The sequence below is a fragment of the Flavobacterium sp. genome (assembly GCF_031381455.1).
Taxonomy (GTDB): Bacteria; Bacteroidota; Bacteroidia; order Flavobacteriales; family Flavobacteriaceae; genus Flavobacterium.
Map to the genome: position 1 here is coordinate 138611 of NZ_JANMXZ010000041.1, position 12394 is coordinate 151004.

A 12394-nucleotide genomic window follows, 5' to 3' on the forward strand; every position below is an offset into this window, starting at 1 on the left:
CTTACCATTTTCATAAATAACTGCATAAATTTTTGTACTTTTGCCTGTTTTTTATTGCCAATAAATAAAGTAGATTAGATTATGGAAGATAAGAGGATATTGTATGTATCATCTGAAGTGGTGCCGTATTTGGCTGAAAATGAGGTTTCTTTACTATCATATGATGTCCCCAAAATGATAAATGATCAAGGAGGACAGATTAGAATTTTTATGCCAAGATATGGCAATATTAATGAAAGAAGACATCAATTACACGAGGTAATTCGCTTGTCGGGAATGAATTTAGTAGTGAATGATTTGGACATGCCTTTGATAATCAAAGTAGCGTCTATCCCTAAAGAAAGAATTCAGGTTTATTTTATAGATAATGATGAGTATTTCAAGAGGAAAGCCACTTTTAGTGATGAAGAAGGTGTGTTATATCCTGATAACGACGAAAGAGCGATATTTTTTGCCAAAGGTGTTGTAGAAACCGTTAAGAAATTAAATTGGGTTCCGGATATTATTCATGTTCACGGCTGGATGGCGAGTTTGTTGCCTATTTACATGAAGCATTATTATAAAGATGAAGCTTTGTTTTCTGAAACTAAAATCGTTACTTCAGTATACAGCCAGTCGTTTGATGGTAGTTTAGATACAGAAATGATAAACAAAATAAAGTTTGACGGCGTACCTCAAAATGCTATTCAGGAATTAGAATTGCCTAATTATGAAAACCTAATTAAATCTGCTGTAAACCATTCAGATGGTGTTATAATTGCCTCTGAAAATGTGTCGTCAAGTTTAACAAAATTTATAGAATCTTCAGGAAAACCTTTTTTATCTTTCACCCCGAAAGACAAAATGATCGAAGCATATACAAACTTTTATAAAGGGATGCTTTCTTAAAAAATAGATAATTTTTATGTACAAAAAAACATTTTTACGCCCAATTTTAATTGTTGGAATAATAACTATAATTTTCGCCTCTTGCGATAAAGATTTTAATGAATTAGGAACTGACATTGTGGGTGATAACCACTTCGGTTTTGAGGTTGACAGTACTTTGACCGTAAAAGCATACAATCAAAAACTTGGCGCTATTGCCTCAAATAATTTACCTATAAATCCACTTGGTTTTTATTCGAATCCTGCTTTTGGGAATACACAAGCCAACGTTGTAACTCAGTTAGAACTCTCGAGTATTAATCCTGTTTTCAACAACACCGATACTACACTTTATGAAGATCTTCCAGTTATTGATAGTGTGGTTATGGATATTCCGTATTTCAAAACCTTAAAAACAGCGAATTCTAATAACACTAATGACTATGAGTTAGATTCAATTTATGGAGCAAAACCATATGATCAAACTTCTGCTACGGCGAATTCGAAGTTTAAGTTGAGTGTTTATCAATCTAATTATTACTTGAGAGATTTGGATCCCAATCAATCTTTAGCAGAACAACAATTGTTTTATACCGATCAAAACAGTCTGATTGATAATAATAAAATTCCGGTTTTGTTGAACAATGCACCTCTTACGGATCCGCCTGTTGGCTCTGAAGGAACACATAATGCCGATGGGCGTGAAAACGAGAATTTTTATTTCGACAAAAGAGAACATGCATTAACAACCTATGAATCGGATGGTGTTACCAAGATAACTCCGAGCCCAAGATCAGTGCCTTCAATGCGACTGCATTTGAGAACAGATGTTTTTCATGATAAAATTTTAAATGCTCCATCAGGTCAATTGGCTAACAATGCGTTATTTAAAAATTATTTTAGAGGGATTTATTTTAAAGTTGAAAACGGAAGTCCTGGCAACATGTCTATGATTAATTTCAAAGCAGGGAAAATTACTATATTTTACAAAGAAGACCAAATTACTCCTGATAATGTAACTACGCCGGATGTAAATGAATACAGAAAGGAAAGAGTAAGTAAATCATTTCCGTTAAACCTAAGTGGAAATACGATTAGTTTATTACAAAATTCTAATGAAAATATTGATTATTTGAATGCCGCCAATAGTTCACAAGAAGCGTCGCGACTATATTTAAAAGGAGGAGAAGGGGCAATGGCCTTTATAGATTTATTTGGTTCAACTGATTTGAAAGGATATGTTCTTAATAACAGTTATAATGAGAATCTTCCGATTAGTGCTACCAATCCTAAATATAACCTCACAGGACCAAATGGTATTTCAGATGAGATTGATGACATTAAATTTAATGGTTGGTTAATTAATGAAGCAAATCTAACTTTTTATGTAGATAAAGCAGCAATGTCAAACAATTTCCCGGCAACTAATCTGCCTGTGGAACCGAATCGTATTTTTCTATATGACCTGACAAATAAAAATGTCTTGGTAGATTATACTTATGATTATACAAGTAACGGGAGTTCTCCTAAATTCAGTAAATTTATTCATGACGGAATTCTTCATACTGAAGATGTAAGTGATGGAAGAGGAGCCAGAGGCAAAAGATATAGAATAAGAATAACGAACTATGTTAGAAATTTAATTAAAAATGATTCAACCAATGTTCGTTTGGGATTATCTGTTACCGAAAACATCAACAGTATTGGCCTTTCTAAGCTAAGAACTCCAAACACTAACTTCGATAGCGCACCCTCAATGTCGGTATTGAATCAGCTAGGAACTGTATTATACGGAACTAGCCCTGTAGTTCCAGATGATAAAAAATTGAAGCTAAAAATTTATTATACAAAACCTAATTAATTCAATGTTATGTGTGGAATTGTTGGTTATATCGGATTTAGAGAAGCGTACCCAATTGTAATAAAAGGGTTAAAAAGATTAGAATATAGAGGTTATGACAGTGCCGGAGTCATGTTATGTGATGGCAATGACCTTAAAATTGTTAAAACCAAAGGAAAGGTTTCTGACCTCGAAGAAAAGGCAAAGGCAATTGCTTCCTCTAAAGCTACTATTGGAATGGGACACACTCGTTGGGCAACTCACGGTGTTCCAAATGATATCAATTCACATCCGCATGTATCCAATTCAGGGAACTTAGTAATCATTCACAATGGAATCATTGAAAATTACGAGCCATTAAAAAAAGAATTACTAAAAAGAGGGTATACTTTTACTTCAGATACAGATACAGAGGTCTTGGTTAACTTAATTGAAGACGTAAAAAAGAAAGAAAAAATTAAACTCGGAAAAGCGGTTCAAATTGCTTTAAACCAAGTTGTTGGGGCGTATGCTGTTTGTGTTTTTGACAAAGAAAATCCAGACGAAATTATCGTGGCAAGATTGGGAAGCCCAATTGCAATTGGAGTTGGAGAAGATGAATTTTTTATTGCATCAGATGCCTCTCCTTTTATTGAATATACTTCCAATGCTATTTATTTAGAGGATGAGGAAATGGCTATTGTAAGATTGCACAAACCATTGAAGATTAGAAAAATCAAAGATGATTCTTTGGTCGACCCATACATTCAAGAACTTCAAATGAATTTGGAGCAAATTGAAAAAGGCGGATATGATCATTTCATGTTGAAAGAAATTTACGAGCAACCTAATGTTATAAAGGATACTTATAGAGGAAGACTTTTGGCCAATCAAGGTATTATTCAAATGGCAGGTGTAGAAGACAATTTAGAAAAATTTCTTCATGCCGACAGAATCCTAATCGTAGCTTGTGGTACATCATGGCACGCCGGATTAGTTGCCGAATATGTTATAGAAGAGTTTGCAAGAATACCTGTTGAGGTTGAATATGCTTCCGAGTTTAGATATAGAAATCCGATAATCAATAAAAATGATGTGGTGATTGCCATATCACAATCGGGAGAAACAGCCGATACTTTGGCAGCAATTAAGTTAGCCAAAGAAAAAGGGGCTTTTGTATTTGGAGTATGCAACGTGGTTGGTTCCTCTATTTCAAGAGAAACAAACGCAGGTGCATATACTCATGCCGGACCAGAAATTGGGGTAGCATCTACTAAAGCTTTTACAACTCAGATAACAGTATTAACAATGATAGCTTTGCGTTTGGCAAAAGCCAAAGGGACATTATCAAATTCTGACTTTCATCGTTATTTGCAAGAATTAGAAGTTATCCCGGAGAAGGTAGCGGAAGCATTAGCATCAACTAATGAAAAAGCAAAAGAAATAGCAGCAAAATTTAAAGATGCCACCAACTGTTTGTACCTTGGAAGAGGTTATAATTTTCCAGTAGCCTTGGAAGGCGCATTGAAACTTAAAGAGATATCATACATTCACGCTGAAGGATATCCTGCAGCTGAAATGAAACACGGGCCAATTGCCTTAATAGATGAACAAATGCCTGTAATTGTAATTGCACCAAAACAAGGGCATTATGACAAAGTGGTAAGTAATATCCAAGAGATTAAATCAAGAAGTGGAAAAATCATTGCTGTTGTTACCAAAGGTGACACACAGGTAAAAGGATTAGCGGATCACGTTATTGAAATTCCTGAAACTTCGGATGCATTATCACCACTAATTACAACAATTCCTTTACAATTATTATCTTACCATATCGCTGTAATGAGAGGATGCAATGTGGATCAACCAAGAAACTTGGCAAAATCGGTTACGGTAGAATAGTTATCAACATAAAATAGCTAAAAAGCGAGACATTGTCTCGCTTTTTTTTGCTTAAAATTTTAGGATTAATTTAATGAAAGTTTCATTTTGTATGTGTGCATAGTATTTTTTTTAGTAATAATGCTAAATCGTTAATAAAAACTTAAAAAACGCCCCAATGCCATATTATCACTAAGAAAACTAAAAAATAAATTATTAATAAAAATACCAAAGGTTTTTTGATAATGTAAAAAAAATATTTGTACTTTGGCATCATAAACCAACAAAATTATAACCAAATGAAGATTTATTTATTTATCGTTTCATTGTTTTTTTGCGGCATAACCTTTGCGCAAACTTCAATATCGGGTTCGGTAAAAGACAGTAAGAACCAACCAGTTCCTGGGGCTAATGTCAAAGTAGCTGGCGAAAATTTAGGAACAGTGACGGACAGTGATGGAAATTTTACATTAACAACCACAAAAAAGCCTCCTTTTGATGTCGAAATTTCGAGTGTAGGGTTGGGGGTCAAAAAGGTTAACGTCACATCAAACAATCAAAATGTTAGTGTAGCATTAGATGATGAAGAAAATAAACTAGATGAAATCGTTGTTTCGGCATCTAGAGCACCAGAACGAATTAGAGAGTCGCCAGTTACTATTGAAAGATTTACTATAAAAGATGTCAAAAAAGCGGCAGCTCCTTCCTTTTATGACGGTTTGGAAAATCTAAAAGAAGTTCAAATGAATACGAGTAGTTTGTCGTTCAAATCGATTAATACTCGTGGATTTGCTACAGTTGCCAACACAAGATTTTTACAGTTAGTTGACGGAATGGATAATGCTTCTCCGCTATTAAACTTTGTTTTGGGGAACCTTATAGGAATTTCAGAAATAGATGTTCAAAGTGTAGAATTGCTTCCAGGAGCCTCTTCAGCATTATATGGTGCGAATGCATTTAACGGAATTCTATTTATGAATAGTCGGGATCCATGGACAAATCAAGGAATTACTGCTTATGCTAAATTCGGGCAAACATCACAAAAAGCGGCGGGAGTAAATAATTTTTATGATTACGGAATAAGAGTGGCTCATGCATTTTCAAAACATTTTGCCGGGAAAGCCAACTTTACATTTATGAAAGGTACAGACTGGTATGCTACTAATTATAATGGTATTGACGCAAACGGCGATGAAGTTTCAGGAATAGACAGAAATAACCCAAGCTATAACGGTATAAACATCTACGGAGATGAGGTTGCCGTTAATCTTAAAAGCAGAAATGCTTTTGGATCATCAGCATATAATATTTTGCCTAACTTCGACATTTCTAGAACAGGATATAACGAAACTGATTTAACCGAAAGTAAGGTTAAAAATGCAAAAATTGATTTCTCTTTACATTTTAAACCTTGGGCAAACGATATCGAAATTATTTGGCAATCTAAATTTGGTTTTGGAAATTCAGTTTACCAAGGTGCAAGTAGATATAATTTGAATGGTTTCTTCATGCAGCAACATAAAATTGAGCTTAAAGGGAAGAACTTCTTTCTTAGAGGATATACAACTTCTGAGGATGGTGGGAAATCATACGATATGACATTTACCGCAATCAATATCAATAGATTATGGAAGTCAGATCAACAATGGTTTGCTGATTATGGAGGTGCGTTTGGGGCTGCAACTTTAGGGTTTGTTCCCGGCGTTGGAACAACTCCTGCTGAGGCACACGCATACGCAAGAAGCAGAGCTGACATTGGAAGATTAAGACCGGGAACTCAAGAATTCAAAGACGCCTTCAATCAGGTAATAGCAGATCCAAGTGTATTAACAGGATCTAAACTAGTAGATAATTCAAAAATTTATCATTCAGATGCCAATTATAACTTCAAAGACTTATTTAAACCAGCCGAAATCCAAGTAGGAGGTTCTTACAGAGTGTATGAGTTGAACTCTTTTGGAAGAATTTATACTGATGCAGAAAGTGCAATCAATTACAATGAATATGGGGTTTATACTCAAGTTCAGAAAAAGCTAATGGAAGACAGATTGAAATTAACAGGATCTGTCAGATATGACAAAGCAAAAAATTTCGACGGTAATTTTTCGCCTAGACTTTCATTTGTTTATGCTTTAGATAAAGAGAAAAACCATAACCTTAGAGGTTCCTTCCAAACAGGTTTCAGAAACCCAACTACACAAGATCAATACATCGGATTTAATATTGGAAGCAGAGTGCTAATAGGTTCTGCGCCAGACAACTTGTTAAGATTTACGGAAACATTGACAATCTCTCCTGCTGGTGGTGGTGGTACAACAACCTTAAATGGTGATATGGCTTATCATAATTCATTTACAAAAGAATCTTATTTATTGTTTGATGCTGCCTATAGATCAGGACCTCCTGCAGGAATAGATGCAGCAGCAGACTTGTTAGTAAAAGCAGATGTAGCTTTAGTAAAACCAGAACAAGTAAAAGCATTTGATTTAGGATATAGAGCCAACGTAAAAGGATTCTCATTAGATATTAATGGATACTATAATATTTACAATGATTTTATTGGGAATGTGAATGTTTTCACACCTTATTATGGAATTGCAGAAACGAATCCGGCAGATGTTTCAGCAGGCTCGGCTTCAGCTGCGCTTGCTAACAGAGATTCGAGAGAGTATCAACTATATACTAATACCGATGTGGAAGTAAAATCATATGGTTTTGGTTTAGGATTAACAAAAAAAATCTACAAGAATTTTGAACTTAGTGGAAACTACAATTATTCAGCGTTTGATTTTGATCAAGCTGAAGACCCAAATTTTGAGTCAAGTTTCAACACACCTAAACACAGAGTAAAGGGTTCTTTAAGCAATGATAAATTGTTTGGAAATTTAGGTTTTTCAGTTAGTGCAAGATGGAATTCAGAATATTTATGGGAATCTTCTTTTGCCGATGGAATGATAGATGAAGCAACTGTTATTGATGTGCAAGCGAACTATACTATAAAATCATTGAAATCAATACTTAAAGTTGGAGCAACAAATATCGGTGGAAAAGAATACGGACAGGTAATAGGATCAGGACTTATTGGACAACAATATTTTGTTTCTTTAACAATCACGCCTTAAAAAATCAATACTAATAAATTTAAAATATTATGATAAAAAATTTCAAATGGCTATTATTGGTTTCGCTAACCTTTGTAGCATGTAGCAGTGATGATGAAACGGTTGTTGAAACTAACTCATCAGATGGATTGCCTTTAACAGCAGGTACGGCCGACTTTTCTAAATATGTTGCATTAGGAAATTCTCTAACTGCAGGTTATTCTGATAGCGCGCTTTTTATGGAAGGGCAAAAAGGTTCCTATCCTAATTTATTATCCCAACAATTTGCTTTAGTTGGTGGTGGGGAATTCAAAATCCCTTACACTAGTGATAATATTGGAGGTTTGTTGCTTGGAGGATTCCAAATTCAAGGGCCTAGATTATACTTAGCTCCGCCTTCAGCACCTGGAGCTTCGCCTACTCCAACATCAGTTACAGGAACAGTAACTACTGAAATCACAAATGTTTTAACTGGACCCTTTAATAATATGGGAGTTCCTGGAGCAAAAAGTTTTCACTTATTAGCGTCAGGATATGGTAATGTTGCCGGAGTTTTAACCGGACAAGCAAATCCTTATTTTGTTCGATTTGCTTCTTCCCCAACAGCATCTGTTTTAGGTGACGCTGTGGCGCAAGACCCAACATTCTTTTCTTTATGGATTGGAAATAATGACGTTTTAGCCTACGCTACTTCTGGTGGTACAGGTGTAAATCAATTAGGGAATTATAATCCAGCAACCTATGGTGCTAACGACATTACGGATCCGACTGTATTTGCAAATGTTTATTCCACATTGTTAGACGGATTAACCGCTAACGGTGCTGGAGGTGTTGTAGCGAATATACCAGACGTAACCTCTGCACCTTTCTTTACTACGGTTCCAACTGATCCAATACCAGGATTAGCACCAGCAAGTGCTGCGCAACTAAATCAATTGTTTGGCGCTATAAATCAAATAACAACTGCTTTAAGTCAGCCTAGTAGATTTTCAGTTTTGGTTTCAGACGATGGAAATTCTGCTACAGTTGAAAAAAATCCACTATTAATTGTTGATGAATCTTTACCTAATTTGGCAGCATACATCACAGGAGCGCTAACTCCAGCTTTAGGAGCTCCAACCGCTGGATATTTGGGAAATTTATATGGAAGAGCAAGACATGCCAGAAAGACAGTTGGAGACAGAGATTATATTTTATTAACGGCAAGAACTGTAATTGGAACAACACAACCTGCAGTACCAGCTTCATTTAGTGTTATTGGTGTTACCTATCCAATGAAAGATTCAACTACTTTAACAGCAGACGAAACTTTGCAGGTAAAAACAGCAACTACTGCTTATAATACTACTATTCAGTCATTAGCATCAGTAACTGCTAAGAATTTGGCTTTCGTAGACGCCAATGCGATTTTAAATCAAGTTGCAAATTTTGGGATATCCAATGGTGGTTATACAGTAAATTCAACCTATGCAACAGGCGGTGCTTTCTCTCTTGACGGAGTTCATCCAAGTCCAAGAGGTTATTCTTTGATTGCAAATGAATTTTTAAAAGCCATAAATCTCAGATATGGTTCTAATTTTAAAGGGTATAATTTTTCAGATTTTAGAATTATGTTCCCTCCAGTTTTATAAAAATTAAATTAGTTAAATTTATAAAAGCCATCCCGATTAATTGGGATGGCTTTTTGTTTTTATGACGATTCAAAAAATCTTCCTTTTTTTATAAAATAATTATTGATTATTCGATTTATAAAAATTATCTTTGCGCTCTGAAAAAAGAATGTTTTATTCAAACCTAAACAGCTATTTAATAAATACATAAACAATGTCAAAAGCAATAGGAAAAGTTTCCCAAATCATTGGCCCAGTAGTAGACGTAGTATTTGATACTAAAGATGTTGAACTACCAAAAATCTATGACTCACTTGAAATCATTAACAAAAACGGTTCAATATTAGTACTTGAAGTGCAATCACATATTGGTGAAAACACAGTACGTACAATCTCTATGGACTCAACAGATGGTTTGAGTAGAGGAACTGCTGTAAACGCTACAGGTGCTCCAATACAAATGCCAATCGGTGCCGATATTTACGGACGTTTGTTCAATGTAATTGGTGATGCCATTGATGGTTTAGGAGATTTGCCAAAAGACGGAGCTAACGGAGTTTCTATTCACCGTCAGGCACCAAAATTTGAAGATCTATCAACTTCTACAGAAGTGTTATTCACCGGAATTAAAGTAATCGATTTGATTGAGCCTTACTCAAAAGGTGGTAAAATTGGATTGTTCGGTGGAGCTGGAGTTGGTAAAACAGTATTGATTCAGGAATTGATTAACAACATCGCTAAAGGTCACGGTGGACTTTCTGTATTCGCAGGAGTAGGTGAAAGAACACGTGAAGGAAACGATTTACTTCGTGAGATGTTGGAATCTGGAATTATAAAATATGGTGATGATTTCATGCACTCTATGGAAAATGGAGGATGGGATTTATCTAAAGTGGATAAACCAGGAATGAGAGATTCTAAAGCTACTTTCGTTTTCGGACAAATGAATGAGCCACCTGGAGCAAGAGCACGTGTTGCTTTATCAGGATTGTCTATCGCTGAATATTTCCGTGATGGTGCAGGTTCAGATCAAGGTAAAGACGTACTTTTCTTCGTTGACAATATCTTCCGTTTTACACAAGCAGGTTCTGAGGTTTCGGCGCTGCTAGGTCGTATGCCATCTGCGGTAGGGTATCAACCAACATTGGCAACAGAAATGGGTGCGATGCAAGAAAGAATTACATCAACAAACAAAGGTTCGATTACATCGGTACAAGCGGTATACGTTCCTGCGGATGACTTAACGGATCCGGCACCGGCAACAACGTTTGCTCACTTAGATGCAACAACAGTATTGTCACGTAAAATTGCTGAGCTTGGTATTTATCCTGCGGTGGATCCATTGGATTCAACTTCAAGATATCATCGCAATTCTTGGTTTGGAAGAGTTATCAGAAGAAGATAAATTATCCGTATCAAGAGCACGTAGAGTACAGCGTTTCTTATCGCAACCTTTCCACGTGGCAGAGCAATTTACAGGTATTCCTGGAGTATTGGTTGATATTAAAGAAACAATCAAGGGATTCAACATGATTATTGATGGAGAATTAGATCACTTGCCAGAAGCTGCTTTCAATCTTAAAGGCACAATCGAAGAAGCTATAGAAGCAGGACAAAAAATGTTAGCGGAAGCGTAATAGAATTAGGAATTAGGAATTAAGAATTAGGATTTAACTAATTCCTAAATCCCAAATCCTGAATCCTAAATATAAATTTATGATTTTAGAAATAGTATCACCAGAAGCTACATTATTCAAAGGAGAAGTTACTTCGGTTTCTTTGCCAGGCGTAACAGGTTCATTCCAAATTTTGAATAACCACGCACCAATAGTTTCTATTTTAAAACATGGCGTCGTAAAAATCGAGGCGGCAAGTTTTAAATTTGATAAAGAAGTAGCAGCCAAGTTTACCAAAGTAAACGAGCAAAACTACCTTTTGGAAATCAATTCAGGAACTATTGAAATGAAAGACAATAAGGTAATTGTATTAGCAGACTAAGACAATTCAACCCAAGCGTAGCGAATTGTACGCAGTAAAATAAAAGAAGAAAGCTCAGTCTCGTCACAAAACGAGATTGGGCTTTTTTTATTAGAAGCTATTCCGGCTGTTCGCTCTATCTTTTTCTTCCAAAAAAGAAAAAGGATGCCGCTGCCATCCGGGCTAAAATCATTTTACTTTTTTTAGTGACTTAATCACTAACGAGGCTAATACTAATGCCTCAATCGCCAGTCCTGCAATCAATACAAATTTTGAAAATTCATAGTGGCAAATCTTTAATAGAGCTCCAATTATAACCAAGAGCATTCCAAGTACTAATAAGATAAGTTCCTTTTTCATAATTACTATTTTATTTCGTTTACATATTCTAATATATCACCGGGCTGACATTCCAATACATCACAAATGGATTCGAGCGTAGAAAAGCGAACGGCTTTGGCTTTCCCGGTTTTAAGTATGGAAAGATTGGCAGTTGTAATTCCTATTTTTTCTGCCAGTTCATTGGAACGCATTTTGCGTTTGGCCAGCATCACATCAAGATTTAAGATAATAGGCATAATCAAATAGTTAATTCGTTTTCTTCTTTTATGTTTTTGGCAATTTTAAAGACCTCACTAATAACCATAAAAAACAATCCTAAGCAAATGGATAAAATAAATGAGTCATAGCCACCAAAATCTAAAGACAATCCTATATGATTTCTTTTTACTGCATTAAAAACAGATAAGCTTACATTGCTAATTAATGAAGAAGCAATGATTAATTTACCTATTAAGTTAAAATAGCGAATCACCTCCTCGTTAAAAATATCTCTTCGCTGAAAATGGTTTACCACTTTTCGTAATAAATAAACACTATAGATGAATAAAATTCCAGAAACAACATTAACTAAAATAACAGTTTTGGAAAAAAAATCGGTACTCAAGATTTCTTGTCCTTTTATTTTTACCGGATAATCACCGATGTTTCCGGTTAGTAAAAAAGGAACGAAAAGCAATATGGCTAATAAACTAATCATAGACAACAGCCAAAATAGATCCAATAGGTTCTTTAAAATTTGTAATTTTTTCATGGTAAAATAGTTTTAGTTGACAGCAAATATATAAAAATTATTGATA

The 12394-nt window shown here is 35.1% G+C and carries 9 protein-coding genes and 1 pseudogene; 7 read left to right on the forward strand and 3 right to left on the reverse strand.

The genetic code is table 11. The annotated features are described in order from the left end of the window. Window positions 1-81 precede the first annotated feature (81 nt). From RMN97_RS10420 to RMN97_RS10450, 7 genes and pseudogenes are all read left to right on the forward strand, one after another. Window positions 82-888, forward strand: coding sequence for a glycogen/starch synthase (locus RMN97_RS10420; RefSeq protein ID WP_309614454.1), 807 nt, complete (start codon window positions 82-84; stop codon window positions 886-888). 16 nt (window positions 889-904) lie between these two features. Beyond that, window positions 905-2728: a DUF4270 domain-containing protein gene (locus RMN97_RS10425; RefSeq protein ID WP_309614455.1), complete on the forward strand. Its 1824-nt coding sequence runs from the start codon at window positions 905-907 to the stop codon at window positions 2726-2728. A 9-nt stretch (window positions 2729-2737) separates the two neighbouring features. Beyond that, window positions 2738-4588, forward strand: a complete 1851-nt coding sequence (gene glmS, locus RMN97_RS10430) for a glutamine--fructose-6-phosphate transaminase (isomerizing) (protein WP_309614456.1) — start codon at window positions 2738-2740, stop codon at window positions 4586-4588. A gap of 278 nt (window positions 4589-4866) precedes the next feature. Beyond that, window positions 4867-7689, forward strand: a complete 2823-nt coding sequence (locus tag RMN97_RS10435; RefSeq protein ID WP_309614457.1) for a TonB-dependent receptor domain-containing protein — start codon at window positions 4867-4869, stop codon at window positions 7687-7689. A gap of 29 nt (window positions 7690-7718) precedes the next feature. Further along, window positions 7719-9299, forward strand: coding sequence for a G-D-S-L family lipolytic protein (locus RMN97_RS10440; protein ID WP_309614458.1), 1581 nt, complete (start codon window positions 7719-7721; stop codon window positions 9297-9299). 193 nt (window positions 9300-9492) lie between these two features. Further along, window positions 9493-10915: pseudogene (gene atpD / locus RMN97_RS10445) on the forward strand (F0F1 ATP synthase subunit beta). Window positions 10916-10994: 79 nt separating this feature from the next. Next, window positions 10995-11276 (forward strand): F0F1 ATP synthase subunit epsilon, encoded by a 282-nt coding sequence (locus RMN97_RS10450; RefSeq protein WP_309614459.1) that lies wholly within the window; start codon window positions 10995-10997, stop codon window positions 11274-11276. Between the two features lie 168 nt (window positions 11277-11444). Here RMN97_RS10450 and RMN97_RS10455 read toward each other — a convergent pair whose 3' ends face one another. From RMN97_RS10455 to RMN97_RS10465, 3 genes are read right to left on the reverse strand one after another with little or no spacing between them, the layout of a single operon-like run. Next, window positions 11445-11615 (reverse strand): GldL-related protein, encoded by a 171-nt coding sequence (locus tag RMN97_RS10455; protein WP_309614460.1) that lies wholly within the window; start codon window positions 11613-11615, stop codon window positions 11445-11447. Between the two features lie 5 nt (window positions 11616-11620). Then, window positions 11621-11833 carry a helix-turn-helix transcriptional regulator gene (locus RMN97_RS10460; protein ID WP_309614461.1) on the reverse strand — a complete coding sequence of 71 codons (213 nt, stop codon included), beginning with the start codon at window positions 11831-11833 and terminating at the stop codon, window positions 11621-11623. Window positions 11834-11835: 2 nt separating this feature from the next. Beyond that, window positions 11836-12348 carry a DUF2975 domain-containing protein gene (locus tag RMN97_RS10465; protein ID WP_309614462.1) on the reverse strand — a complete coding sequence of 171 codons (513 nt, stop codon included), beginning with the start codon at window positions 12346-12348 and terminating at the stop codon, window positions 11836-11838. Window positions 12349-12394 lie beyond the last annotated feature (46 nt).